Genomic DNA, 24,511 nt, shown 5'->3' on the forward strand with positions numbered 1-24,511 from the left:
TGGCGGTCGTGACGCAGATGACCGCTCGCCGACCGTCGTTGTCGTCCCTGCCGGCCCGGCTGCGCGACCGCTCGCCCGGCTGGGGCGCGAGCCTCGTGGGCGGCGTGATCGCGGCCGGTCTCGGGCTCGGCTCGTCCGCCGTGCTCGTGCTGGTGCTGTGGATCAGCTCGCCGTACCCCGACAGCGGGCCGGGCGGCGCCCTGCACCTCGCCGCCACGCTGTGGCTGCTCGCGCACGGGGTCGAACTGATCCGCACCGACACACTGTCCGGTGCCCCCGCGCCCATGGGCATCACCCCGCTGCTGTTGCTTCTGCCGCCGGTGTGGGCGCTGTACCGGGCGGCGCGGGACGCGGTGGACGCGCCGGAGGACTCCGACGGGCCGCCGCCGGTCGCCGCGGGCACGGCATGGGCCGGCGTCGTCCTCGGCTACCTCGCCGTCGCCGGCCTCGCCACCCTGTATGCCAGGGGCGGCGAGTTGCGGCCGGAGTGGGGCTGGGTCGCCGTGTGCGTGCCGCTGATCGCCGCGGGCGCTGCGGGCGTGGGGGTGTGGACGGCGTACGGCAGGCCGCCGGGGTCGCCGGCGTCGCTGCCGGGCCTCGCGGCGCTGTGGCCCGAGCGGCTGCGCCGCCCGGCACCCGGGCCGGGCCCTGGAGCCGGACCGGGCTCCGGCCTCGGTACGGCCGCACGGGCCGCCGGCGCCGGGGCGGGGGTGCTCGTCGGGGGTGGGGCGCTGCTGCTCGCGGTGTCCCTCGTGGCGCACGGCGGGACGGCCTACGAGTCCTTCCTGCAGCTGACGGACGGCTGGTCCGGGCGGTTCGCGGTGCTGCTGCTGTGCGTGGGGCTGGTGCCCAACGCGGCCGTCTGGTCGGCCGCCTACGGTCTCGGGCCCGGGTTCGTCCTCGGTACCGGGCATGTGGTGTCCCCGCTGTCCTCCGATCCCGCGCCGCTGCTGCCGCCGGTTCCGCTGCTGGCGGCGGTCCCGGACGCGGGGACAGGGGGGCCGTACAACTGGGCGGCCGGGGCGGTTCCGGTGGCGGCGGGGCTGACCGTGGCCTGGTTCGCGGTCGCGGGGGCGGTGGGACGGCGGGGCACGCGTCCGGGCGCGGACGCGGGTGCCGGCAAGGACGCGGCGGTGGTGGGGGCCGGGCGGTCCGCTTGGTCCGCCGCACGGACCGCGGGGGTGGTGGTGCTGGCCGCGGGGATGTGCGCGGCGCTGTTCGCGGTGCTCGCCGAGGCGGCGGGCGGGCCGCTCGGGACCTCGGCGCTCGCCCGGTTCGGTCCGGTGTGGTGGCAGTCGGGCGGCGCGGCGGGAGCATGGATCGTGGGCGTGGGCGTCCCGGTGGCGTTGCTGGTACGGGCGTGGCGACTGCGGACCTGGCGGGTGCGGGTGTGGCTGTCGCGGGGGAGGGGTTGGCTGTCCCGGGGGTGGCGGAGGACTGCGGCCGAGCCCAAGCGGAGGTCGGAGCCGGAGTCCGAACGGAAGACGAAGTCGAAGCCGGAGCGGAAGGCGGAGGGCGTCCGGGTGGCACAGGGGGCGGAGCGAGGTGGAGGCTCGGCGGGGTCCGGCGGGTACGACTTGCTGCCGGCCGACGATCCCGGGGGCGCGGCGTGGCATGACGGGACGTCCTGGGAGGCGCGCTCCCACCCCCACCCACCGTCCGACTCGCTCAGCTGAAAAAGGGGCCGTCCGCTGAAGTGGGGTGGTGTGCGCCCGGAGTTGTGGTCAGGTGTTGGTGCCCAGGAGGGTTCGGAGTTCCTGGGGGAGCAGGTGGTTGCAGGACTGCTTGGCCTCGTTGGTCAGGGCGTCGTTCACGCAGGTGTAGTAGTCGCGGTAGACCAGTTGGGCCGTGAACGTCGCGGCGACCAGGCTCAGGGCCAGCGCCGCGGTCACCAGACCGCTGACCGCCGCCGCGGTCTGCGGCCGGCCGGTCTGCGGGCGGCCGGTCTGCGCGGGCGCGGGACTGTCCGGGTCAGGGGTGCGCGGCTTGGCGCGCAGCGCGGTGATGCCCCAGTACAGGGCCAGCGCACCCAGCAGCAGAGCCACGTACGGCCAGCTGAACAGGGCGAAGAAGAAGGCCCACATCCCGCACAACAGGGCGTAACGGGCGCGCCGCTGGGCCGGGTCCGTGGGGTCCCAGCGCAGGCCGGGGCCGGGGGTGCCGCCGCCCGGGCCCTGCGGACCGGTGCCGGGGCGATCGCCGAAGCCGCCGGAGGAGCGCCCCGGCTGCCGGTCGCTCCACTGGCTGCCCCAGGAGGAGGGCCGCTGCGGGGTGCCGTTCTCGTCCGAGGAGGAGTCGTCGTCCCCGCCCTTGGGCCGCCGCGGCTGCCACGGACGGTCCGGCGTGCCCTCCGGCGGCGGCGCGAACGGGTTGTCGTCCTGCGCTGCGCCGCCCCGCTCGTCCCCGTTCTGTCCGCCCGAAGGTGCGTCGGGCGGTGAGGCCGGGCGCTCCCGCACCAACACGGCACCACGCTCCCCTCCCTGCACCGGCTGCGGGGGGAACGTGAGGAGTCGCAGACTGCGGTCCGGCATCAAGTGAGCGTCTTCCCCTAGGTGATCACGGTTGTCTGACGTGAGCTGACACTTCGGCAACGCACCGCACGACGACAGCGTTCCCGAACCGCTCCCTCCCAGACGCTACCTTCCGGCCATGCCCCCGTCCCGTGGGGGCCTTCCCGTATGCCGGTATCGTTGCTGACGGCCGACTGCTTCGTAGAGTTCCCCGTATCCAGGGGCGCGAAGCAATCGTACGAATGTACAAAACGTCGTACGGGTGCGGCCGTCGTACCGAAGCCATTCCCCGAGAAAGGGCCCCACCGTGGCCGCCAAGCCCGAGGTCAAGCGCCTCGTCGTGCTGGTCTCCGGATCCGGCAGCAATCTGCAGGCGCTCCTCGACGAGATCGCGACCAAGGGCGCCGACGCATACGGCGCGCGGATCGTGGCCGTCGGCGCCGACCGTGACGGCATCGAGGGGCTGGCCCGGGCCGAGCGCGCCGGGGTACCGACCTTCGTGCGGCGGGTCAAGGACTACGCCACCCGCGAGGAGTGGGACGCCGCGCTCGCCGAGGCCGTCGCCGCCCACCGGCCCGACCTCGTCGTCTCCGCGGGGTTCATGAAGATCGTCGGCAAGGAGTTCCTCGCGCGGTACGGCGGACGCTTCGTCAACACGCATCCCGCCCTGCTGCCCAGCTTTGCCGGGGCCCACGGAGTGCGGGACGCGCTCGCGTACGGCGTCAAGGTCACCGGTTGCACCGTCCACTTCGTCGACGACGGCGTCGACACCGGGCCGATCATCGCTCAGGGCGTGGTGGAGGTCCGGGACGAGGACGACGAGAGCGCGCTGCACGAGCGCATCAAGGAAGTCGAGCGAAGGCTGCTCGTCGAGGTCGTCGGCCGGCTCGCCCGCCACGGCCATCGCATTGAGGGACGAAAGGTAGTTATCCAGTGACCGCCGAGAGCATCGAGAGCGGTAAGCGGCCCATCCGGCGCGCGCTCGTCAGCGTCTACGACAAGACCGGGCTCGAAGAGCTCGCGCGCGGGCTGCACGAGGCCGGCGTCGAACTCGTCTCCACCGGCTCCACCGCCGGGCGGATCGCCGCGGCCGGCGTGCCCGTCACCAAGGTCGAGGAACTCACCGGATTCCCCGAGTGCCTGGACGGCCGGGTCAAGACCCTGCACCCCAGGGTCCACGCGGGCATCCTCGCCGACCTGCGGCTGGAGAGCCACCGGCAGCAACTGGCCGAGCTGGGCGTCGAACCGTTCGACCTCGTCGTCGTCAACCTGTACCCGTTCCGCGAGACCGTCGCCTCCGGGGCCTCGCCCGACGAGTGCGTCGAGCAGATCGACATCGGCGGGCCGTCCATGGTGCGGGCCGCCGCCAAGAACCACCCGTCCGTGGCCGTCGTCACCAGCCCCGAGCGGTACGCCGATGTCCTCGCCGCCGTGCGGGACGGGGGCTTCGACCTCGCCACCCGCAAGCGGCTGGCCGCGGAGGCGTTCCAGCACACGGCGGCCTACGACGTGGCGGTCGCGAGCTGGTTCGCGAGCGAGTACGCGCCGGTCGACGCGTCGGGCTTCCCCGACTTCCTCGGCGCCACCTGGGAGCGCGCCGACACCCTGCGCTACGGCGAGAACCCGCACCAGCCCGCCGCCCTCTACGTCGACGGCACCGGCGGCGGCCTGGCGCGCGCCGAGCAACTGCACGGCAAGGCGATGTCGTACAACAACTACACGGACACGGATGCCGCCCGTCGTGCCGCGTACGACCACGACGAGCCGTGCGTCGCGATCATCAAGCACGCCAACCCGTGCGGCATCGCGATCGGCGCGGACGTCGCCGAGGCGCACCGCAAGGCGCACGCCTGCGACCCGCTGTCCGCGTTCGGCGGTGTGATCGCCGTGAACCGGCCGGTCAGCAAGGAGATGGCGGAGCAGGTCGCCGAGATCTTCACCGAGGTCATCGTCGCGCCCGACTACGAGGAGGGGGCCCTGGAGGCCCTTGCCAAGAAGAAGAACATCCGGGTGCTCAGGGCGGCGAACGGCCCGTGCAACCGGGTGGAGGCCAAGCCGATCGACGGCGGTGTCCTGCTCCAGGCCACCGACCGGCTCCAGGCCGAGGGCGACGACCCGGCCACCTGGACACTGGCGACCGGTGAGGCCCTTACCGCCGAGGAGCTGCGGGAACTGGCCTTCGCCTGGAAGGCCTGCCGGGCGGTGAAGTCCAACGCCATCCTGCTCGCCAAGGACGGGGCCTCGGTGGGCGTCGGCATGGGCCAGGTCAACCGGGTCGACTCGGCGAAGCTGGCCGTCGAGCGGGCCGGCGCCGAGCGCGCCGAGGGTTCGTACGCTGCCTCCGACGCGTTCTTCCCCTTCCCGGACGGTCTGGAGATCCTTACCGCGGCCGGCGTCCGGGCGGTCGTCCAGCCCGGCGGCTCGGTCCGCGACGAACTGGTCGTGGAGGCCGCGGAGAAGGCCGGCGTCACCATGTACTTCACCGGAACACGCCACTTCTTCCACTGACGTGGCCGCGGGGGCAGCGGGCCGCAGGGGCGGGTTGCGGTTCGTCGGCGGCTGCGGCTCGTGGGGGTTGTCCGCGCAGTTCCCCGCCCCTGAGGTCGGACCGGCCGAGCCGCTCGACTGGCACCGGTTTCCAAGCTGCTGGGCGAAGACACACCAAGGGCCGTGTCCCCCTGTCCGGGGGGCACGGCCCTTGGCTGTGGTCGGCGTGCGGACGCGGTGCGCGTCCCGACGGGTCAGTTCTGGACGACCATCGTGCTCGCGGCCTTGTCGTGCCAGCCCTGCTGGCGGCCGGACTTGTCCCAGAACGGGGACAGGTACACGACCAGTTGGCCGATGCCGCAGACGAAGCTGCCGACCATCGGGATGATCCAGCGGATGAACGCCGAGCCGAGGCCGGGTTTCTGGCCGGTGTCGGCCTTCACCACGCGCAGGCCGACGGCGAGCTTGCCGAGGGTCGCGCCCACCAGACCGGTCATCAGCCACTCGTAGAGCAGACCGGCGATGGCCAGGACGCCGATGACGGCGCCGAAGGAGGCCGCGAAGTCCGAGCCCGCGTCGTTGATGCAGCTGTTGTAGTTCGCCGCGTTCGGGTCGCAGTCCTTCACCGAGCCGAGGGAGCCGGCGACGCCGATGGCGGCGAAGACGAAGTAGATGATGAACAGGATCACGAAGTCGATCACGCGGGCGCCGAACCGGCGGCCCATCGACGCGACGCGCGGTCCTGCGCCACCGCCCGGGTAGCCGGGCTGCTGCGGGTAGCCGTAGCCCTGCTGCGGCGGGATGCCCGGGGCCTGCGGGTAGCCGTAGCCGGGCTGACCGGGCGGGCCCGGCTGCTGCGGGTAGCCGTAGCCCTGCTGGGGATCCTGCGGCGAGCCGTAGGGGTTTTGGGGCGAGCCGAAACTCATGGCGGGATTTCCTCCGTTGTACTGCGGGGACGACGCGGATGGCGCGGAGGAACGTCAGAACATGAGCGGTTTGCCCCCCAACACGGACCGCGGTACTGCGCCGTTCATCGTTATATCTGGCACAAGTCCTTGTCCAGCCGCATTCGCCAGGCGTTGTGCAAGTGCAACATCGGCGATCTTGGACGAACCGGGACTCCGGGGAACGGGCGGCCCCGGATTGGAACCAGAGGGCGGTCATCCGGGAGGATGGGGGGCATGACCGCCCAGATTCTCGATGGCAAGGCCACCGCAGCCGCGATCAAGTCCGATCTGACCGCCCGCGTGGCGGTGCTCAAGGAGAAGGGCATCACGCCCGGCCTCGGCACGATCCTGGTCGGGGACGACCCCGGCAGCCAGAAGTACGTCGCAGGCAAGCACCGGGACTGCGCCCAGGTGGGCATCGCCTCCATCCAGCGCGAGCTGCCGGGAACGGCGACGCAGGAGGAGATCGAGGCGGTGGTCCGCGAGCTGAACGAGGACCCGGCCTGCACCGGCTACATCGTCCAACTGCCGCTGCCCAAGGGCATCGACGAGAACCGCGTCCTGGAGCTGATGGACCCGGACAAGGACGCGGACGGCCTGCACCCGATGAACCTGGGCCGTCTCGTCCTGAACGAGCCCGCCCCGCTGCCCTGCACCCCCAACGGCGTGCTGACCCTGCTGCGCCGCTACGGCGTGGAGATCAAGGGCGCCGAGGTGGTGGTCGTCGGCCGCGGCGTGACCATCGGCCGTCCGATGCCGCTGCTGCTCACCCGGCGCAGCGAGAACGCCACGGTCACCCAGTGCCACACCGGAACCCGTGATCTGTCGTCCCACCTCCGGCGCGCGGACATCATCGTCGCGGCGGCCGGTTCCGCCCATCTGGTCCGGCCCGAGGACGTCAAGCCGGGCGCCGCGGTCCTGGACGTGGGCGTCTCGCGCAGCGCCGACGGCAAGATCGTCGGCGATGTCCACCCCGATGTCGCCGAGGTGGCCGGGTGGATCTCCCCGAACCCGGGCGGCGTGGGCCCGATGACCCGCGCGCAGCTGCTCGTCAACGTGGTCGAGGCGGCGGAGCGCAGTGCCGGCTGAGAACACCCACCCGGACGCGGAGACGACGGTCCGCGACGCGATCAGCGCGCCCGATGCCGCGGGGCGCCCCAAGCGGGCCACGCGCCGCTTCCCGCTGTTCACCAGGGACACCGCGCGCCCCGAGGGCGGCGGCCGGGCCGCGTCCGGCGATCTGCCGGCGCCGGCCCGCCAGTGGCCGTTGCTCGTCGTGCTGTCCGCGGTCGCCCTGGGCCTGCTGCTGACCGCCCTCGACGTGGTCCGGTACGGGACGCTGCTGATCGGCGCCGCCCTGCTGGCCGGGGCGGTGCTGCGCTGGGTGCTGCCCGGCGTCGGCATGCTCGCCGTGCGCTCGCGCTTCACGGACATCGCCACCTACGGCGTGCTGGGGCTCGCGATCGTCCTGCTGGCGATGATGGCCCAGCCCAGGCCGTGGCTGGAGATCCCGTTCCTCAAGGACACCCTGCACTTCACGCTGAACCAGTAGACCCGACGCACCCGAAGGCGCACGTCCACCGGGCCGGTGCGCTCGGCCTTACCCGGTGCCCTTACCCGGTGCTCTTACGGGCGGACGGCGGCCCGTCCCCTCCCCCGAGGGGAGACGGGCCGCCGTCGCGTCTCCACCCTCCCGTGCCACGAGTGGCCCGTTCAACGCCTGTCCGGACGCTGTGGCACGGAAGTGACCGTTCCGGTACGGTGTCCGCGCCCTGCGACAAGGAGAGGCCCGCGGGTGCCCCGACCGTCCCCGTGACGTGCGAGGTCACCACTGCGTGCGCAATGTACCGATGTCCCGACACGTTCGGGGATACCTCGGAAAGCACCCGCACAGCCGGGCTAACGTGGCCAATCGCGACGCTCCGGTGGACCGGGTGCCGGGCGGCGTGCAACGGTGCATGCCCAACGGGTCCGATGCTCCTGTGCGCCCCCTCTCACGGAACTGCGATCCTTAGGGGACGCATCCCTGTGGGTAGCCAGAACGGGGACTGGCGACGGGGTGCCACGCGGGGGAAGCGCGGGGCTACGCCGGGACCACAACAGCACCGACCGGGGGAAAGAGGGGGAAACCCATGCCTCGCTGGAAAGCCTTGCCCGATGAACTCGATCCGCAGATCAAGGAGTTCGCGAGCCAGCTGCGGCGGCTCGTGGACCGCAGCGGGCTGAGCGTCGCGGCGCTGGCCGACCGCACGGGCTACAGCAAGACGTCCTGGGAGCGTTACCTCAACGGACGGCTCCTCGCGCCGAAGGGCGCGATCGTCGCGCTCGCCGAGGTCACCGGCACGAATCCCCTCCACCTCACCACCATGTGGGAGCTGGCCGAACGCGCCTGGAGCCGTTCGGAGATGCGGCACGACATGACCATGGAGGCGATACGCATCTCGCAGGCGCGCGCCGCGCTCGGGGAGTTCGGCGGGCCTCAGCCGGGCGGGAGCGGGAGCGGCCAGGCCCGCAAGGGCGGCAGCGCGACGGCGACGCCGGGGGTCGCGGGCCCCACCGGCGTGTCCCCGACGATCCCGCCCCAGCCGACGGCGCCCGACGCCGACGCGCGCGAGGGGGCCGGGCGTACGCCCGGAACGGGCGTCAACTCCTGGGGAATGGCCGGATACCAGGGTCCCTCGCGGGCGGGCGGCCGTACGCCGTCGCCGTCCGCGCCGCCCGCTTCCGCTGCCTCCTCTCCCGGCGCATCCCGTCACTCCGCATCCCCTGCCGCCGCATCCCCGAACGGTGCCGGTTGGACCCCGGGTGCCCCGGGCCCGTACGGGCGGCCGCCGCAGGGGCCGGGCAGCGGCGCCCCCGCGTCCCGGAGAGCGGGCGGCAAGCGGCGGGCGGCCATGTTCCTGGCGGGCTTCGTCGGAGTGCTCGTCGTCATCGCGGCCGTCTTCTTCCTGACCGACGGCGGCGGTGACAAGGAGAACGAGGGCACGGACAAGTCGCCCTCCCCGTCCGCGAGCACCGCGGCCGACCTGCCCCCCGGGGTCAAGTGCGTGGGCAGCGGCTGCACGGGCAAGGACGCCGAGACCATGGGGTGCAGCGGCGACCTGGTGACCACCGCCGAGACCGCCGCCGTCGGTCCGACCACCGTCGAGGTCCGCTACAGCAAGACCTGCGGCGCGGCGTGGGGGCGGATCACCGGCGCCGGGCAGGGCGACGAGGTCCGTATCGCCGCCGGTACCACCAGCCGCACCGGCACGGTCACCGAGACCGGCGACACCATCGCGTACACGCCGATGGTGGCCGTGAAGACCGCCGCGGAGGCCAAGGCCTGCGCGACCCTGTCCACGGGCCAGACGGGCTGCACACCGTAGCGACGGCGGGGGTGGTGCGCCCGCCGTGGCTTCGCGGGCCGGCGACGCCCCCGCTGCGAAGAATCGCCGTCGGATGCGCATGGTCCGCGTCATCGTGGGCACGCGAACCCTACCCCCACGGGATCCGGGTTCCGGACTCCCCGAGCGGCGGCCGCCCTCGTCCCAGCTCTCCCGGACGGGCGGCCGCCTCTTCCGGGGGTCTGTGGGGTGGGCCACACGGGGCGGGCAGTCCGGGATACCGGATGCGCGATAGCCTGACCGCTGGATCTCTCTTGACGCCAAGAGATCGATCAACCGAACCGTGATCGATCATCGCGGCGGGCGCCGGTCACAAGCCGGGCGGGATCCCGTACCCCCGGGGCAGGGACGCCCCACCGCCAGCTGTCATACGGAGAACGCCATGACCCGCACTCCCGTGAACGTCACCGTCACCGGCGCGGCCGGCCAGATCGGTTACGCCCTGCTCTTCCGCATCGCCTCCGGCCAGCTGCTCGGCGCGGACGTGCCGGTCAAGCTGCGCCTCCTGGAGATCACCCCGGCGCTGAAGGCGGCCGAGGGCACGGCCATGGAGCTGGACGACTGCGCGTTCCCGCTCCTTCAGGGCATCGACATCACGGACGACCCGAACGTGGCCTTCGACGGCGCGAACGTCGCCCTCCTCGTCGGCGCCCGGCCGCGCACCAAGGGCATGGAGCGCGGTGACCTCCTGGAGGCCAACGGCGGCATCTTCAAGCCGCAGGGCAAGGCCATCAACGACCATGCCGCGGACGACATCAAGGTCCTCGTCGTCGGCAACCCGGCCAACACCAACGCGCTCATCGCGCAGGCCGCCGCCCCGGACGTACCGGCCGAGCGCTTCACCGCGATGACCCGCCTGGACCACAACCGCGCGCTGACCCAGCTCGCGAAGAAGACGGGCTCGACGGTCGCCGACATCAAGCGCCTGACCATCTGGGGCAACCACTCCGCCACCCAGTACCCGGACATCTTCCACGCCACCGTCGCCGGCAAGAACGCCGCCGAGGTCGTGGGCGACGAGAAGTGGCTGGCCGAGGAGTTCATCCCGACCGTCGCCAAGCGCGGCGCCGCGATCATCGAGGCCCGGGGCGCCTCCTCCGCGGCCTCCGCCGCCAACGCCGCCGTCGACCACATCCACACCTGGGTCAACGGCACCGCCGAGGGCGACTGGACCTCCATGGGCATCCCGTCGGACGGTTCCTACGGGGTCCCGGAGGGTCTGATCTCCTCCTTCCCGGTCACCGCGAAGGACGGCCGCTACGAGATCGTCCAGGGCCTGGAGATCAACGACTTCTCCCGCGCCCGCATCGACGCCTCCGTCAAGGAACTCCAGGAGGAGCGCGAGGCGGTCCGCGCCCTCGGCCTCGTCTGACCACGCGTCGACACCCCGCCACGAGGCACGCCGACCCCCTTCGGCGGATCCGGAACCCGCGTGACGTCGGCCCGTACGACCCCGTCGGGGTGGTACGGGCCGACGTCATGTTCGGCGGCGGGCCGGTGCCGCCACCCGGGACCGGTGCCCTTGCCCAACGGCGTCCGACCACCCCGGAGCGGGCCCGCGTTCGTCGTCGGCGCCGTTCGCCTCCCTACGGTTGCGCGCCCCGGAACCGGTCAGGATGCGGGGGCGATCTCGCCCGCCCGCGGCTCCAGCCGTCGCAGCGCCCCGCACCCCACGGGCCGTCGCTCCTCGTCGCCCAGCCCCCGCTCGGCGGCGGCGGACAGCGCGGACATGGCCGCGCCGACCGCCGGGTCGAGCAACTGCGTACGGTTCACGCGTACTGCCCCGGCTGGTAGTGGCCCGGCGTCATCCGGGCGGTCACCCCGAACCGGTTCCAGGCGTTGATCACCGTGATCGCGGCGATCAGCTGCGCCAGCTCGGCCTCCTCGAAGAGCTTGGCGGCCTTCTCGTAGACCTCGTCGGGCACGAAGCCGTCGGTGAGTACCGTGATCGCCTCGGTCAGCTCGATCGCCGCCAACTCCTTCTCCGTGTAGAAGTGCCGCGACTCCTCCCACGCGCTCAGCTGCACGATCCGCTCGACGCTCTCCCCGGCCGCGAGGGCGTCCTTGGTGTGCATGTCGAGGCAGAACGCGCAGTGGTTGATCTGCGAGGCCCGGATCTTCACCAGCTCGTACAGCTTGGGGTCCAGACCCCGCTTGGCCGCGGTGTCCAGCCGGATCATCGCCTTGTACACGTCCGGGGCGAGTTCGGCGATGCGCAGACGGGGTGCGATTTCGGGTGCGTACTGAACGTTTTCCTGTGTGGTCATGTCCTCGACCCTAGAAGCCGGGCAGCCCAGGAGTATGGTCCATTTCCATGGCGGAATCCTGGGCCACTTTGGGCATCGACCTGCACCTGGAACCGACCGGCTCGCTCGGCCTGCGGCGCGGCCTCACCGACGCGCTGCGGGACGCCGTACGCACCGGCCGTCTCGCCCCCGGCACCCGGCTGCCCTCCTCCCGCAGCCTCGCCGCCGACCTCGGCATCGCCCGCAACACCGTCGCCGACGCCTACGCCGACCTGGTCGCCGAGGGCTGGCTCACCGCCCGCCAGGGCTCGGGCACCCGGGTGGCCACGGGGATGTCCTCCCCGGCCGGCGCAGCCGTCCCGGGGACCGGCCGGGCACCCCGCCGCCGCGCCGTCGACCGGCCCACCCACAACCTGACCCCCGGCACTCCCGACCTGTCCGCCTTCCCGCGCACCGCATGGCTCAAGGCCGCCCGCCGCGCCCTGGCCACCGCCCCCAACGACGCTCTCGGCTACGGCGACCCCCGCGGCCGGCCCGAACTGCGCACCGCCCTCGCCGGCTATCTCGCCCGCGCCCGCGGCGTCCGTGCCGACCCCGAGAACATCCTGGTGTGCGCCGGGTTCGGGCAGGGCCTGAAGATCCTCACCGCGGTGCTGCGCTCCCGCGGCGTCCACACGGTCGCCGTCGAGCCCTACGGCCTCTTCGTCCACTGGGACCTGCTGGCCGCCGCCCGCCTGGCCACGCGCCCGCTGCCGTACGACGACCTGGGCACCGACACCCGCGCCCTCGCGGACGCGGGCGCCGTGCTGCTCACGCCCGCCCATCAGTTCCCGATGGGCACGGCCCTGCACCCCGACCGGCGGGCCGCCGCGGTGGACTGGGCGCGGCGCACCGGCGGCCTGGTGCTGGAGGACGACTACGACGGCGAGTTCCGCTACGACCGCCAGCCCGTCGGCGCGCTCCAGGGTATGGCCCCCGACCACGTCGTCCACCTCGGCACCGCCAGCAAGTCCCTCGCCCCCGGCCTGCGGCTCGGCTGGATGGTGCTGCCGCCGCCCCTCGTCGACGAATGCACCGCCGCCAAGGGCCACAGCGACAGCTGCGGGGTGCTGGACCAGCTCACCCTGGCCGAGTTCCTCACCTCCGGCGCCTACGACCGCCATGTGCGCTCCGCCCGGCTGCGCTACCGGCGCCGCCGCGACACCCTCGTCGCGGCCCTCGCCGCCCGCGCCCCCGAGGTCCGGGTCACCGGCATCGCGGCCGGCCTGCACGCCGTACTGCGCCTGCCGCCCGGCACCGAGCGGTCGGTGCTCCAGGCCGCCGCCTGGCAGGGACTGGCCCTGCACGGCCTGACCACATACCGCCACGAGCACTCCGTCACCGCCCCCCTGGACGCCCTGGTCGTCGGCTACGGAACCCCACCGGACCACGCCTGGACAGCAGCCCTCGACGCCCTGTGCCGCGTCCTGCCCTAGCCCGCGGCCGTTCCCTGCGGGGCGTTGCGTTGCGTAGCGGCCGGGGGATGGGTGGGGGTGTTGGGTCCCTGCCGGGCTAGGTGTCTGCTGGGTGGGTGGCCGGGGCTGGGGGGTCGCCGAAGCGGGTCAGGGTCAGGGTCCCGGTGATCGCCACCGCGAAGCCCAGTACCGCGAGCCAGGTCAGGCCCTCGCGGGTGTGGTCGCCCAGCCACACCACGCCCACGGCCGCCGGGCCGATCGTCTCGCCGATCACCATCCCGGCGGTGGCCGTGGTCACCGAGCCGCGCTGGAGGGCCGAGGTGAGCAGCAAGAACGCGGCCACCCCGGCGAGCAGCAGGGCATAGGCGGCCGGATCGGCGACCAGGGCGGCCGGCGCCAGACCGTCGATCAGCCGCACCGCCACCTCCACCACCCCGAACCCGAAACCCGCCCCCAGCCCGAGCAACAGCGCCCGGCCCCGCCCCCGCAGCCGCCCGCCGACCGCCCCCAGCAGCAACACCGCCACGGCCACCGCCAACATCGCGTATCTCAACGCCGCCGGGCCGTCGCGGCGGCCCTCCGCCCCGGAGGCCAGCCCCAGCATCGCCAGCCCGGCGCACACCACGGCCACCGCGACCCACTCCGCCCCGCTCAGCCGCACCCGCAGCAGGCGCGCCGCGACCACCGCGGTCACCGCCAGACTCGACGCCAGCGCCGCGCCGACCGCATAGATCGGAATGGACCGCAGCGCCGCGATCTGCAGCAGGAACCCGAGACCGTCCAGTCCCAGACCGACCAGGTACCGCCACTGCCGCAGCGCCCGCAGCAACAGCGCCGGGTCCCCGCCCTCACCGGTGTCCGCGGCCCGGCGCGCGGCCATCGCCTGCAACACGGTCGCCGTCCCGAAACAGACCGCCGCGCCCAGGGCGCACACCATTCCGAAGAGCACGAGGCGACTGTAGGGGAGCCACCGGACCCGGGACCTGATCCGAGCCCGCCTCTCACCGGACTCTCGCCTCGCACCGGACCTCGACCTCGGACGGCTAGCGGCCCACAACCGCCCGCAACTGATCGAGCCCCCAGTCCAGATCCTCCTTCTCGATCACCAGTGGCGGCGCGATCCGGATCGTCGAGCCGTGCGCGTCCTTCACCAGCACCCCACGGTCCATGAGCCGCTCCGAGACCTGCCGTCCCGTCCCGAGCGCCGGCGCCACATCGACCCCGGCCCACAGCCCCCGCCCGCGCACCGCCGTCACCGCGCCGGTGCCGAGCAGCGCGCCCAGCTCACGGTGCAGATGCTCGCCCAGCTCCGCCGCGCGCGCCTGGTACTCGCCCGACCGCAGCATCGCGATCACTTCCAGCGCCACCGCGCAGGCCAGCGGATTACCGCCGAACGTCGACCCGTGCTGACCCGGCCGGAACACCCCGAGCACCTCCGCGCCCGACACCACCGCCGACACCGGCACGATCCCGCCGCCCAGCGCCTTCCCCAGCAGATACACATCCGGCACCACCCCCTCGTGCTCGCACGCGAAGGTCCGCCCGGTCCGGCCCAGCCCCGACTGGATCTCATCCGCGATGAACAGCACATTCCGCTCCCGGGTCAGCTCCCGCACCGCCGGCAGATAACCGGCCGGCGGCACGATCACACCCGCCTCGCCCTGGATCGGCTCCAGCAGCACCCCGACGGTGTTCTCGGTGAGCGCCGCCCGCATCGCGGTCAGGTCCCCGTACGGCACGATCTCGAAGCCCGGCGTGTACGGCCCGAAGTCCGCCCGCGCCTCCGGTTCCGTGGAGAAGCTGATGACCGTCGTCGTACGGCCATGGAAGTTGCCCCCCGCGACCACGATCTTCGCCATCTCCGCGGGCACCCCCTTCACCCGGTAGCCCCACTTGCGGGCCGTCTTCACCGCGGTTTCCACCGCCTCCACTCCGGTGTTCATCGGCAGCACCAGCTCCATGCCGCACAGCTCGGCCAGCTCGGTGCAGAACGCGGCGAACCGGTCGTGGTGGAACGCCCGCGACGTCAGCGTCACCCGGTCCAGCTGCGCCTTGGCCGCGGCCACCAGCCGCCGGTGACCGTGCCCGAAGTTCAGCGCGGAGTAGCCGGCGAGCAGATCGAGGTAGCGCCGGCCCTCGACATCCGTCATCCAGGCCCCGTCCGCGGTGGCCACGACCACCGGCAGCGGGTGGTAGGTGTGCGCACTGTGGGCGTCGGCGGCGGCGATGAGCCTCTCCGTAGCGTTCACGGGAACTCCAGTGGGCCAGAGTGTCGGGTTCGTCCCCCTTCTCCCATCCTCGCTCCCGGGCCGCACCCGGAGCCGTCAGCAACATGCGACCACCGCCGCGCGTGCCCGTCCGATGCGCCCGGTAGGCTGACCGGCGGGCCGTGACTGGCGCGCTGGGATGGGATGGACCATCGGGGAGCGGCCCAGCCAGTCCGAGTGCCGTGCGCCTGGGCCGAGCCGTGAACGCTGTACATACGCCGTCCGGAGGTCCCCATGCCAGAGCAGCCCCTGTCCCCCCTCTCCTCGTCTCTCTCCGCCGAGTCCACCGCCTTCCGTGCCGCCCTCGACGTCATCCGTGCCGTCGAACCGCGCGTGGCCGACGCCATCGGCCAGGAGGTCGCCGACCAGCGCGAGATGCTCAAGCTGATCGCCTCCGAGAACTACGCCTCCCCGGCCACCCTCCTCGCGATGGGCAACTGGCTCAGCGACAAGTACGCCGAGGGCACCGTCGGCCGCCGCTTCTACGCCGGCTGCCGCAATGTCGACACCGTGGAGTCGATCGCCGCGGAGCACGCCAAGGAACTGTTCGGCGCCCGGCACGCCTATGTCCAGCCGCACTCCGGCATCGACGCCAACCTCGTCGCCTTCTGGGCCGTTCTCGCACAGCGCGTCGAGGCGCCCGCCCTGGAGAAGGCCGGCGTCCGCCAGGTCAACGACCTCTCCGAGGCGGACTGGGCCGAACTCCGCCAGTCCTTCGGCAACCAGCGCATGCTCGGCATGTCCCTGGACGCCGGTGGCCACCTCACCCACGGCTTCCGCCCGAACATCTCCGGCAAGATGTTCGACCAGCGTTCCTACGGCACCGACCCGGGCACCGGCCTCATCGACTATGAGGCCCTGCGCGCCTCCGCCCGTGAGTTCAAGCCGCTGATCATCGTCGCCGGTTACTCCGCCTACCCCCGTCTCGTGAACTTCCGGATCATGCGGGAGATCGCCGACGAGGTCGGCGCCACGCTCATGGTGGACATGGCCCACTTCGCCGGTCTCGTCGCCGGCAAGGTCCTCACCGGAGACTTCGATCCGGTCCCGCACGCCCAGATCGTCACCACCACCACGCACAAGTCGCTGCGCGGGCCGCGCGGCGGCATGGTGCTGTGCGACGACTCCCTCAAGGACCAGGTCGACCGCGGCTGCCCCATGGTGCTCGGCGGCCCCCTGCCGCATGTCATGGCGGCCAAGGCCGTGGCCCTCGCCGAGGCCCGCCAGCCCTCCTTCCGGGACTACGCCCAGCGGATCGTCGACAACTCCCGGGCGCTGGCGGAGGGTCTGCTGAGCCGCGGCGCCACCCTGGTCACCGGCGGCAGCGACAACCACCTCAACCTGATCGACGTCGCCGCCTCCTACGGCCTCACCGGCCGCCAGGCCGAGGCCGCACTGCTGGAGTCCGGCATCGTCACCAACCGCAACGCGATCCCGGCCGACCCCAACGGCGCCTGGTACACCTCCGGCATCCGCATCGGTACCCCGGCCCTGACCACGCGTGGCCTGGGCACCGCCGAGATGGACGAGGTCGCCGGCCTCATCGACCGCGTCCTGACCACCGCCGAGCCCGGCACCACGAGCAAGGGCGCCCCCTCCAAGGCCCAGCACGTCCTCGACCCGAAGATCGCGGACGAGATCTCGCACCGCGCCTCCGACCTCGTGGCCGGGTTCCCGCTGTACCCGCAGGTCGACCTCGGCTGACCTCCGCACCCGAACCGGGCGCCGGGAGTCCCCATGCCGGTCGGGAGTCTCCTGACGCTCAGGGATCGATCAGTTCCCTCCGTGGTCCCTCCCCTGGCGGCCCGGCCCGGCGCCGGGCCGCCGCGCGGCGGCATCGGGAAGCCGGCGCCGACGACCGGCCCGGCTCCGTGTCCGTGTCCGCTCTCACATGTCCCGCAGTTCCTGCCTGGGTCCCGGCTCCCGGTCACCGCGCCGCAGGGCCGGTGCCGCCCGTGGCACCAGGGACCGCAGCACCAGTGCGAGAACAGCACCGGCCGCCGCGCCCGGTATCGCCCACCACCAGTCGGTGCCGTCCCCCTTGGTTCCGATCGTGACCGTGGTGGTCGACTGCTCGTTCTGGTCCGCCGTGCCGGGGCTCTCCGACTGCCATGGGCCCGGGAAGATGCCGGTGTAGCCCGCCTGACTGTTCTTGTTGCTCATCACGCCCAACTTTCCGAGCAGAGCGCGCAGTTGGTCGGGGTGTTCGGCGCGGTGCCAGTAGCCGTTCAGCGATTCGGACACAGGGGCCGCCGTGTGGATCCACACCGCCCCTGACCTGGAGTCCGCGGGGAAGACCCGGTCCATGCGCCAGGGCCATATGTCGTGCGCCAGCCAGGTCACATTGATCTGACGGGCGGAGTCCGGCTCCGCCTCCGGCGGCGTCTCGCGCGATCCCCGGTTCTCCGGGCCCAGCAGCCGCTGGAGTTGTCCGTATTCCTCATCCGAGAAGTACCGCGCGGCGGCCTCTCCGCTCCGGGGCGAGGTCACCAGCACGCTGGTCGGACCGCCCGCCACCGCGGACGACGCTCCCCACAGCAACAGCCCGAGCAGGACGGCCACCATCCCGCTCAGCGCCGTCAGTTCACGAATCCTGCCTCTCGCCATCCGATCCCTCAACCAGTCGAAGTCCTGCGGCCCGCCCGCGAGCCGCGTGTCACTTCTGGTACACCGCCCGCGCCGCCGGGGTTCCCCTCCCGCACGCACTATTTCGAGGAACCCGATGCCGAGGGTGCCGAGGAGGTCGCGGCCCCCTCGGACCCCCGGGGCTCGGCCTGCCCGGCGGACAACCGGGACATCGCGATGAGCGACCTGGCGATCTGCACGGCCCTCGCCCGCGACTCCACGCCCTCCAGACGCAGCGTCACCGCCCCGTCCTGCGCCCCACCGGCCCCCGCCCCGCCCTCGGCCCCGTCGGCGCCCGCCCCGCCCTCGGCCCCGTCGGCGCCCGTCACGGTGCCCGCCCCAGCGTGGTGGACCCACAGCAGGGTCGGCCCCGCCGTGCGCACCTGACGCCGATAGCGGTCGCCGTCCGCGTCCACCAGCCAGAACTTCAGCAGGTGCGGCAGCGGGAACCACAGCGCGTAGTCCGGTATGTCCTGTGCCGACGAAGCCGGACGCAGATCGATCCACTCCGGTCGCTCGCGCACCGTCTTGGAGAAGCCGGCGTCCAGGCTCGCCGGGAACGCATCGAGCCGGACGATGCGACCCCGCTCACGCCAGCACATGCCGAGCACCGGACGCCGGCCCGGCCCGCCGGTCACGGTCACCGCATCCGGCACACCGAGGACGCCCGGCACCAGCGGCTCGAACCCCGCCCGCTGCCTCGCCTGCGCGAGGGACAGCGAGCGGCCGCAGCCGGGCACCTCGGAACCGGGGGAGGGCACCGCCGACGGGTCGTACCGCACCTCGACGCCGCCGAAGCCGAACCAGTCGTAGACCGCCGCACGCACCGGGGGCGTGAGCGCGAGCACCGTCAGCAGACCGCACAGCGTGGCCGTCAGCGAACGCCACCGCAGCCGCGTCCAGCGCCGGACCGCGCACAGCCGCTGCCTCGGGCCCGCGGGCTCGGCCACCGGGACCGGCACCCGCTCGGCCAGTATCTGCCCGAGCACCCGCTCGGCCATCGTCTCGGAGCCGATCGCCCCCGCGGCACGGTCACCGCCGTCGCCGTCGGGCGCGCCCAGTGACCGGCCCAGTGCCCGCAGCTCCTCCGGCAGCCGGGCGGCGGGCCCGCCGGACCGCCCACGGCCCCGGCCGCGCGGATCCAGGCCCCCGGCGTCCTTGGAGGCTCGCCCGCCCTCGTCGTCGTACGGCTCAGTCACGCTCCTCACCCCCTTCCCGAGGCTCGAATTCCGGCAGCAGCCGGCCCAGCTTCCGCAAGGCGCGGTTCAGCCGGGACTTCACCGTTCCCCGGGGCCAGCCGAGGGCCTGGGCGGTCTCCGACTCGTCCATCTCCAGGAGATAGCGGTAGGTGACGACCAGACGGTGCTCCTCGCTCAGCTGCTCCAGGGCGGCCAGCAGGGCCGCCCGGCGCTCCGTGCGGAGCGTGGCGACCGCCGGGTCCGCCGTTTCAGGTATCAGCGGCTCGGCCTCCGCGAAGGCGGCCTCCCGGCCGGCGAGCGTGCGCTGCCGCGCCGCCGTCCGCACTGTGTTCCTCGTCTCATTGGCGACGATCGACAGCAGCCAGGGCCGGAACGCCGCGCCGTCCTTGAAGCGGCCCAGCGCGCAGTACGCCTTGACGAAGGCCTGCTGCACCACGTCCTCCGCGTCCGCACCCGCCCCGAGTGCCGCCGCCGCCCGCAGGGCGATGCCCGTGTGGGCCCGCACCAGCTCCGCGTACGCCTCCGGCTCCCCGGCGCGTACACGTGCGATCACCGCGGCCTCATCGACGATGCGGCCCCCCTCCCGCGTCCTCACGCTCTTGATACACCGCCGGAGACGAATCGGTTCCCACCCGTTTCCGATCGGTTCGGGATCGGGTCGCGACACCTGAGAGAATGGTGAACATGGCTTCAGACCGTCCCCGCGTGCTCTCCGGGATCCAGCCCACCGCAGGCTCGTTCCACCTCGGCAACTACCTCGGCGCCGTTCGTCAGTGGGTGGCCCTGCAGGAGTCCCACGACGCGTTCTACATGGTTGTCGACCTGCACGCGATCACGGTCCCGCAGGACCCGAAGGAACTGCGCGCGAACACCCGGCTCGCCGCCGCCCAGCTCCTCGCGGCCGGCCTCGACCCGGAGCGCTGCACGCTCTTCGTCCAGAGCCATGTCCCCGAGCACGCCCAGCTCGCGTGGGTCATGAACTGCCTCACCGGCTTCGGCGAGGCCTCCCGCATGACCCAGTTCAAGGACAAGTCCGCCAGGCACGGTGCCGACCGCGCCTCCGTCGGCCTGTTCACCTACCCGATCCTTCAGGTCGCCGACATCCTGCTCTACCAGGCCAACGAGGTCCCGGTCGGCGAGGACCAGCGCCAGCACGTCGAGCTGACCCGTGACCTCGCCACGCGTTTCAACGGCCGCTTCGGGGAGACCTTCACCGTGCCGAAGCCGTACATCCTGAAGGAGACGGCGAAGATCTACGACCTTCAGGAACCGTCCGTCAAGATGAGCAAGTCGGCCTCCACGCCGAAGGGCCTCATCAACCTCCTCGACGATCCGAAGGCCACCGCCAAGAAGGTCAAGAGCGCGGTCACCGACACCGACACGGTCATCCGCTACGACGTCGGGAACAAGCCGGGCGTGAGCAATCTGCTCACGATCTACTCGACGCTCACCGGCACGGGCGTGGCCGAGCTGGAGGCGAAGTACGAGGGCAAGGGGTACGGGGCGCTCAAGACCGACCTCGCCGAGGTCATGGTGGAGTTCGTGACGCCGTTCAGGGAGCGCACCCAGCAGTACCTGGACGACCCCGAGACGCTCGACTCGGTCCTCGCCAAGGGCGCGGAGAAGGCGCGCGCCGTCGCCGCGGAGACCCTGGCCCGCGCCTACGACCGGGTGGGCTTCCTGCCCGCGAAGCACTGAGGCGCACCACCGCACACGGGCCTTCGGGCAGAGCGCCGCACATCACTTCGGCTGCGCCTGCCCACGGCACAGCCGTGGCCGTACAGTCGATAGCCGGACGGCTGAGTACGAATCCGGCAGCCCAGCCGAGACGACGACAGGAGACGACGTGGGGACCGTAACGATCGGCGTGTCGATCGCGGTCCCGGAGCCTCACGGCAGCCTGCTCCAGGAGCGGCGCGCGGGCTTCGGCGACGCCGCGGCTCACGGCATCCCCACGCATGTCACGCTGCTGCCGCCGACGGAGGTGGACGACTTCGCGCTGCCGGCCGTCGAGGCGCATCTGGCGCAGGTCGCCGCGGCCGGCCGGCCGTTCCCGATGCGGCTGTCCGGCACGGGCACCTTCCGGCCGCTGTCGCCGGTGGTCTACGTCCAGGTCGTCCAGGGCGCGGAGGCCTGTTCCTGGTTGCAGAAGCGGGTCCGCGACGGGTCCGGTCCGCTGGCCCGCGAGTTGCAGTTCCCGTACCACCCGCATGTCACCGTGGCGCACGGCATCGAGGACGCGGCGATGGACCGGGCGTTTCGGGAGCTGGCCGGGTTCGAGGCGGAGTGGCCGTGCACCGGGTTCGCGCTCTACGAGCAGGGGGCGGACGGTGTGTGGCGGAAGTTGCGGGAGTTTGCCTTCGGGGGTGCGGTGGTGCCGCCGCAGGCCGGGCATGCGGTGTCTATCGTGCGGCGGTAGCTGGGCTGGGGCTGGGGTGTCTTTTGGGTGCGGCCGCGTTGTGGCTGGGCTTGCGGGTTGTCGGTCGGGTGCGGGGCGGTGGGGGCTTGTTGCGCAGTTCCCCGCGCCCCTTGCGGGGCGGTGGTGTGGGCGTCGGCTTTCGGGTGGGGCTTGGTGCGCGGTTTCCAGCGCGACGTTAGAGGGGTAGGCGGCGGAACAGGGGGCGGGGGGTGTGGCGGAGGGCTGTCATGATGAGGCGGAGCCGGCCCGGGACCCAGACCGTTTCCGTGCGGCGGCGCAGGCCCAGTTCGATGGCCGTGGCCACGGCTTCCGGTGTGGTCGCCAGGGGTGCCTCGTCGAGGCCGGCCGTCATCCGGGACCGTACGAATCCGGGACGTACGACCATGACGTGCACGCCCGTGCCGTACAGCGCGTCGCCGAGGCCCTGGGCGAAGGCGTCCAGGCCGGCCTTGCTGGAGCCGTAGATGAAGTTGGAGCGGCGGGCCCGCTCGCCGGCGACCGAGGAGAGGACCACCAGGGAGCCGTGGCCCTGCGTCTGGAGCGCGGCGGCCGCCACCAGGCCCGCCGAGACCGCGCCCGTGTAGTTGGTCTGCGCGACCCGGACCGCGCTCACCGGTGCACGCTCGTCGTGCGCCTGGTCGCCGAGGATCCCGAAGGCGAGCAGCACCATGTCGATGTCGCCCTCCGCGAAGACCTTGCCGAGCACCGCCTCGTGCGACTCGGGTTCGAGCGCGTCGAAGGCGACGGTACGGGCGTCCGCGCCCAGGCCGCGCAGTTCCTCGGCGGCCTTGTCCAGGGCGGGCGACGGGCGGCCCGCGAGCCACACGGTGCGGGTACGGCGGGCGATCAGCCGGCGCGCGGTGGCCAGCGCGATGTCCGACGTACCGCCGAGGACGAGCAGGGACTGGGGGAGGCCGAAGGCGTCCTTCACGACAGCTCCTTGGTGGTTGGGGCTTCTCAGAGGTCCAGGCGGCGGGCGAGGTCCGAGACGAACACCCCGCGCGGGTCCAGTTCCGCGCGCAGCGCGCGGAAGTCGGCGAGCCGGGGGTACATCGGGTCGAGCAGGTCCGGGCGCAGCCGGGAGTCCTTGGCGAGGTAGACGCGTCCGCCGGCGGCGGCGACCTCCTCGTCCAGCTCGTCGAGGAAGGCGCCGAGCCGGGGCAGGTTCGCCGGGATGTCCAGGGCGAGCGTCCAGCCGGGCACCGGGAAGGAGAGCCAGCCGGGGTCCGCCTCGCCGAAGCGCTTGAGGACGGCCAGGAAGGACGGGAACCGGCGCTCGGAGATGCGGCGCACGATCCGGTGCAGGGCGTCTTCCCGGCCGTGTCCGACGACGAACTGGTACTGGACGAAGCCGCCGCGGCCGTAGATGCGGTTCCAGTGGGGCACGCCGTCCAGGGGGTGGAAGAAGGCGGGGATCCGCTGGAGTTCACCGGTACGCGCGCGTGGCGCTCTGCGGTACCAGATCTCGTTGAACAGTCCCACGCCGGCCCGGCTGAGCAGGCCCTCCGGGACGAAGGCCGGGGCGGGCGGGAACTCCCGGGGGCGGAAGGACAGCGGGCGCCGCCACGCGCGCGTGCCCTCGCGCAGCGCCTCCAGGGGCGCGTGGTCGCCGCGGGTGAGCACGGCGCGGCCGGTGGCCGCGCCCCGGGCCAGCAGGTCGATCCAGGCGACCGAGTAGCGGTAGCGGTGGTCGGTGGCCGTCAGGCGGGCCATCAGGTCGTCCAGGTCGGCGGCGCGCTCGGTGTCGACCGACATGTACGAGGTCTCCACCGGCAGCAGCCGCACGGTGGCGGTCAGGATCACCCCGGTCAGGCCCATTCCGCCGGTGGTCGCGTCGAACAGGGGGGTGCCGCGGCCGACCGCGCGGATCTCGCCGTCGGCGGTGAGCAGTTCCAGCGCGAGCACATGGCGCGAGAAGGAACCGGAGACGTGGTGGTTCTTGCCGTGGATGTCGGCGCCGATCGCGCCGCCGACCGTCACCTGGCGGGTGCCGGGCGTCACCGGCACGAACCAGCCGAGCGGCAGCAGCACCTCCATCAGCCGGTGCAGGGAGACGCCCGCGTCGCACAGCACGGTGCCGCCGTCGGCGTCGATGGCGTGGATGCGGTCGAGGCCGGTCATGTCGAGCACGGCGCCGCCGGCGTTCTGCGCCGCGTCCCCGTAGGCCCGGCCCAGGCCGCGCGCGATGCCGCCGCGGGTTCCGCAGCTGCGTACGGCGGTCACGGCCTCCTCGTACGTCCGCGGACGTACCAGCCGGGCGGAGGTGGGGGCGGTGCGGCCCCACCCGGTGACGGAAACCATGGCTCCAGACATGCCGGTGACCGTATCTCCCCAATGTGAGCGATTAATTTAGAAACATCCCATCCCTCCCCGAAATGGGTGATTAATGGGATGTCGCTCAATATTGCCGTAGTTCTGGCGGTTCGGGCGTGAACAGTGGGTCCACATGGACGACATGGACCACCGGATCCTTTCTGCACTCCGCGCCCGCGGTGCCGATCCGCGCGTCGCGTCCGCCGCACGCGGCCTGTCCCTGGCCGGTGAGCACGGCGCGCTGTGGCTCGCGGCGGGCCTCGTCGGAGCCGCAGCGGACGGCGCGCGGCGCGGCTCCTGGCTGCGCGGCACGGCGCTCGTCGCGGGCGCGCACCTCACCAGTTCGGGCGTCAAACGCCTCGTGCGCCGGGGGCGCCCCGGGCACATCGAGCCCCTTGTACGCACCGTCGGCCGGTACTCCTTCCCGAGTTCGCACGCCGCCTCCGCGACGGCCGCCGCGGTGGCGTTCGGGGCGCTGGGCGCGTACGGGCTCCCGCCGCTGGCCGCCGCCATGTGCCTGTCCCGCCTGGTGGTGGGCGTCCACTACCCCTCCGACGTCGCCGCCGGCGCGGCGCTCGGGGCACTCGCGGCGCGACTCGGGGCGCGCTGGATGACAGGGGGCGGCCGTGACTGAGACCGCGCCCCTCACGGACGGCGT

At 72.9% G+C, this 24,511-nt stretch carries 23 protein-coding genes; 12 read left to right on the forward strand and 11 right to left on the reverse strand.

What is annotated here, in order from left to right; translation table 11 throughout:
• Positions 1-17 precede the first annotated feature (17 nt).
• A complete protein-coding gene (locus tag ACFYTE_RS00745) occupies positions 18-1,676 on the forward strand; it encodes a DUF6350 family protein (RefSeq protein ID WP_388702979.1) in 1,659 nt (552 codons plus the stop codon).
• Between the two features lie 48 nt (positions 1,677-1,724).
• Here the strand turns inward: ACFYTE_RS00745 and ACFYTE_RS00750 are convergent, their stop codons facing one another.
• Positions 1,725-2,531, reverse strand: a complete 807-nt coding sequence (locus tag ACFYTE_RS00750; RefSeq protein WP_388702981.1) for a hypothetical protein — start codon at positions 2,529-2,531, stop codon at positions 1,725-1,727.
• A gap of 286 nt (positions 2,532-2,817) precedes the next feature.
• On the opposite strand from ACFYTE_RS00750, the gene purN reads away from it, so the two are divergent.
• Together purN and purH are read left to right on the forward strand one after the other, a co-directional pair.
• Positions 2,818-3,447 carry a phosphoribosylglycinamide formyltransferase gene (purN, locus tag ACFYTE_RS00755; RefSeq protein ID WP_388702983.1) on the forward strand — a complete coding sequence of 210 codons (630 nt, stop codon included), beginning with the start codon at positions 2,818-2,820 and terminating at the stop codon, positions 3,445-3,447.
• Positions 3,444-5,018 carry a bifunctional phosphoribosylaminoimidazolecarboxamide formyltransferase/IMP cyclohydrolase gene (gene purH / locus ACFYTE_RS00760; RefSeq protein WP_388702985.1) on the forward strand — a complete coding sequence of 525 codons (1,575 nt, stop codon included), beginning with the start codon at positions 3,444-3,446 and terminating at the stop codon, positions 5,016-5,018. The genes purN and purH overlap by 4 nt, the downstream gene beginning before the upstream one ends.
• A 233-nt stretch (positions 5,019-5,251) precedes the next feature.
• Here purH and ACFYTE_RS00765 read toward each other — a convergent pair whose 3' ends face one another.
• Complete coding sequence (locus ACFYTE_RS00765; RefSeq protein WP_388702987.1) at positions 5,252-5,923, reverse strand: RDD family protein; 672 nt, start codon at positions 5,921-5,923, stop codon at positions 5,252-5,254.
• Positions 5,924-6,178: 255 nt separating this feature from the next.
• On the opposite strand from ACFYTE_RS00765, the gene ACFYTE_RS00770 reads away from it, so the two are divergent.
• The 4 genes from ACFYTE_RS00770 (at position 6,179) to ACFYTE_RS00785 (ending at position 10,702) form a co-directional block, all read left to right on the forward strand.
• A complete protein-coding gene (locus ACFYTE_RS00770; protein ID WP_388702990.1) occupies positions 6,179-7,033 on the forward strand; it encodes a bifunctional methylenetetrahydrofolate dehydrogenase/methenyltetrahydrofolate cyclohydrolase in 855 nt (284 codons plus the stop codon).
• Positions 7,023-7,496, forward strand: a complete 474-nt coding sequence (locus ACFYTE_RS00775; RefSeq protein WP_388702993.1) for a DUF3017 domain-containing protein — start codon at positions 7,023-7,025, stop codon at positions 7,494-7,496. The genes ACFYTE_RS00770 and ACFYTE_RS00775 overlap by 11 nt, the downstream gene beginning before the upstream one ends.
• A gap of 580 nt (positions 7,497-8,076) precedes the next feature.
• Entirely contained in the window at positions 8,077-9,312 is a 1,236-nt protein-coding gene (locus tag ACFYTE_RS00780) for a helix-turn-helix domain-containing protein (RefSeq protein ID WP_388702995.1), read from the forward strand.
• Positions 9,313-9,712: 400 nt separating this feature from the next.
• Positions 9,713-10,702: a malate dehydrogenase gene (locus ACFYTE_RS00785; protein ID WP_388702998.1), complete on the forward strand. Its 990-nt coding sequence runs from the start codon at positions 9,713-9,715 to the stop codon at positions 10,700-10,702.
• Positions 10,703-10,941: 239 nt separating this feature from the next.
• Here ACFYTE_RS00785 and ACFYTE_RS00790 read toward each other — a convergent pair whose 3' ends face one another.
• Both ACFYTE_RS00790 and ACFYTE_RS00795 read right to left on the reverse strand, forming a co-directional pair.
• A complete protein-coding gene (locus ACFYTE_RS00790; protein ID WP_388703000.1) occupies positions 10,942-11,103 on the reverse strand; it encodes a hypothetical protein in 162 nt (53 codons plus the stop codon).
• Positions 11,100-11,597 (reverse strand): carboxymuconolactone decarboxylase family protein, encoded by a 498-nt coding sequence (locus tag ACFYTE_RS00795; RefSeq protein WP_388703003.1) that lies wholly within the window; start codon positions 11,595-11,597, stop codon positions 11,100-11,102. The genes ACFYTE_RS00790 and ACFYTE_RS00795 overlap by 4 nt, the downstream gene beginning before the upstream one ends.
• Positions 11,598-11,644: 47 nt before the next feature.
• Here ACFYTE_RS00795 and ACFYTE_RS00800 point away from each other — a divergent pair, with 47 nt between their 5' ends.
• Entirely contained in the window at positions 11,645-13,051 is a 1,407-nt protein-coding gene (locus tag ACFYTE_RS00800) for a PLP-dependent aminotransferase family protein (protein WP_388703006.1), read from the forward strand.
• 76 nt (positions 13,052-13,127) lie between these two features.
• Here ACFYTE_RS00800 and ACFYTE_RS00805 read toward each other — a convergent pair whose 3' ends face one another.
• Positions 13,128-13,967: a DMT family transporter gene (locus ACFYTE_RS00805; protein ID WP_388703979.1), complete on the reverse strand. Its 840-nt coding sequence runs from the start codon at positions 13,965-13,967 to the stop codon at positions 13,128-13,130.
• 106 nt (positions 13,968-14,073) lie between these two features.
• Positions 14,074-15,279, reverse strand: coding sequence for an ornithine--oxo-acid transaminase (rocD, locus tag ACFYTE_RS00810; RefSeq protein ID WP_388703007.1), 1,206 nt, complete (start codon positions 15,277-15,279; stop codon positions 14,074-14,076).
• A gap of 252 nt (positions 15,280-15,531) precedes the next feature.
• Here rocD and ACFYTE_RS00815 point away from each other — a divergent pair, with 252 nt between their 5' ends.
• Positions 15,532-17,001, forward strand: coding sequence for a glycine hydroxymethyltransferase (locus tag ACFYTE_RS00815; protein ID WP_388703010.1), 1,470 nt, complete (start codon positions 15,532-15,534; stop codon positions 16,999-17,001).
• A 183-nt stretch (positions 17,002-17,184) separates the two neighbouring features.
• Here the strand turns inward: ACFYTE_RS00815 and ACFYTE_RS00820 are convergent, their stop codons facing one another.
• The 3 genes from ACFYTE_RS00820 to ACFYTE_RS00830 form a co-directional block, all read right to left on the reverse strand.
• Positions 17,185-17,904, reverse strand: coding sequence for a hypothetical protein (locus tag ACFYTE_RS00820; protein WP_388703013.1), 720 nt, complete (start codon positions 17,902-17,904; stop codon positions 17,185-17,187).
• A gap of 98 nt (positions 17,905-18,002) precedes the next feature.
• Positions 18,003-19,067: a hypothetical protein gene (locus ACFYTE_RS00825; RefSeq protein ID WP_388703982.1), complete on the reverse strand. Its 1,065-nt coding sequence runs from the start codon at positions 19,065-19,067 to the stop codon at positions 18,003-18,005.
• A 46-nt stretch (positions 19,068-19,113) separates the two neighbouring features.
• Positions 19,114-19,716 carry an RNA polymerase sigma factor gene (locus ACFYTE_RS00830; RefSeq protein WP_388703017.1) on the reverse strand — a complete coding sequence of 201 codons (603 nt, stop codon included), beginning with the start codon at positions 19,714-19,716 and terminating at the stop codon, positions 19,114-19,116.
• An 89-nt stretch (positions 19,717-19,805) separates the two neighbouring features.
• On the opposite strand from ACFYTE_RS00830, the gene trpS reads away from it, so the two are divergent.
• Both trpS and ACFYTE_RS00840 read left to right on the forward strand, forming a co-directional pair.
• Positions 19,806-20,819 (forward strand): tryptophan--tRNA ligase, encoded by a 1,014-nt coding sequence (gene trpS / locus ACFYTE_RS00835; RefSeq protein WP_388703019.1) that lies wholly within the window; start codon positions 19,806-19,808, stop codon positions 20,817-20,819.
• 148 nt (positions 20,820-20,967) lie between these two features.
• Positions 20,968-21,540, forward strand: a complete 573-nt coding sequence (locus ACFYTE_RS00840; protein WP_388703021.1) for a 2'-5' RNA ligase family protein — start codon at positions 20,968-20,970, stop codon at positions 21,538-21,540.
• Between the two features lie 175 nt (positions 21,541-21,715).
• Here the strand turns inward: ACFYTE_RS00840 and ACFYTE_RS00845 are convergent, their stop codons facing one another.
• Together ACFYTE_RS00845 and ACFYTE_RS00850 are read right to left on the reverse strand one after the other, a co-directional pair.
• Positions 21,716-22,471 carry a decaprenylphospho-beta-D-erythro-pentofuranosid-2-ulose 2-reductase gene (locus ACFYTE_RS00845; protein ID WP_388703023.1) on the reverse strand — a complete coding sequence of 252 codons (756 nt, stop codon included), beginning with the start codon at positions 22,469-22,471 and terminating at the stop codon, positions 21,716-21,718.
• Between the two features lie 26 nt (positions 22,472-22,497).
• Positions 22,498-23,853 carry an FAD-binding protein gene (locus tag ACFYTE_RS00850; RefSeq protein WP_388703026.1) on the reverse strand — a complete coding sequence of 452 codons (1,356 nt, stop codon included), beginning with the start codon at positions 23,851-23,853 and terminating at the stop codon, positions 22,498-22,500.
• A gap of 133 nt (positions 23,854-23,986) precedes the next feature.
• On the opposite strand from ACFYTE_RS00850, the gene ACFYTE_RS00855 reads away from it, so the two are divergent.
• Positions 23,987-24,487: a phosphatase PAP2 family protein gene (locus tag ACFYTE_RS00855; RefSeq protein ID WP_388703029.1), complete on the forward strand. Its 501-nt coding sequence runs from the start codon at positions 23,987-23,989 to the stop codon at positions 24,485-24,487.
• Positions 24,488-24,511 lie beyond the last annotated feature (24 nt).

The organism is Streptomyces sp. NPDC004629, from assembly GCF_042873595.1.
In the GTDB taxonomy this organism is placed as follows: domain Bacteria; phylum Actinomycetota; class Actinomycetes; order Streptomycetales; family Streptomycetaceae; genus Streptomyces.

Bases quoted from the DNA above. Each gene is read 5' to 3' on its own strand.
- ACFYTE_RS00745 (WP_388702979.1), top strand. From the start codon at position 18: ATGACCGCTCGCCGACCGTCGTTGTCGTCCCTGCCGGCCCGGCTGCGC.
- ACFYTE_RS00750 (WP_388702981.1), bottom strand. From the start codon at position 2,531: ATGCCGGACCGCAGTCTGCGACTCCTCACGTTCCCCCCGCAGCCGGTG.
- ACFYTE_RS00765 (WP_388702987.1), bottom strand. From the start codon at position 5,923: ATGAGTTTCGGCTCGCCCCAAAACCCCTACGGCTCGCCGCAGGATCCC.
- ACFYTE_RS00770 (WP_388702990.1), top strand. From the start codon at position 6,179: ATGACCGCCCAGATTCTCGATGGCAAGGCCACCGCAGCCGCGATCAAG.
- ACFYTE_RS00780 (WP_388702995.1), top strand. From the start codon at position 8,077: ATGCCTCGCTGGAAAGCCTTGCCCGATGAACTCGATCCGCAGATCAAG.
- ACFYTE_RS00785 (WP_388702998.1), top strand. From the start codon at position 9,713: ATGACCCGCACTCCCGTGAACGTCACCGTCACCGGCGCGGCCGGCCAG.
- ACFYTE_RS00795 (WP_388703003.1), bottom strand. From the start codon at position 11,597: ATGACCACACAGGAAAACGTTCAGTACGCACCCGAAATCGCACCCCGT.
- ACFYTE_RS00800 (WP_388703006.1), top strand. From the start codon at position 11,645: ATGGCGGAATCCTGGGCCACTTTGGGCATCGACCTGCACCTGGAACCG.
- ACFYTE_RS00805 (WP_388703979.1), bottom strand. From the start codon at position 13,967: ATGGTGTGCGCCCTGGGCGCGGCGGTCTGTTTCGGGACGGCGACCGTG.
- ACFYTE_RS00815 (WP_388703010.1), top strand. From the start codon at position 15,532: ATGCCAGAGCAGCCCCTGTCCCCCCTCTCCTCGTCTCTCTCCGCCGAG.
- ACFYTE_RS00820 (WP_388703013.1), bottom strand. From the start codon at position 17,904: ATGGCGAGAGGCAGGATTCGTGAACTGACGGCGCTGAGCGGGATGGTG.
- trpS (WP_388703019.1), top strand. From the start codon at position 19,806: ATGGCTTCAGACCGTCCCCGCGTGCTCTCCGGGATCCAGCCCACCGCA.
- ACFYTE_RS00850 (WP_388703026.1), bottom strand. From the start codon at position 23,853: ATGTCTGGAGCCATGGTTTCCGTCACCGGGTGGGGCCGCACCGCCCCC.
- ACFYTE_RS00855 (WP_388703029.1), top strand. From the start codon at position 23,987: ATGGACGACATGGACCACCGGATCCTTTCTGCACTCCGCGCCCGCGGT.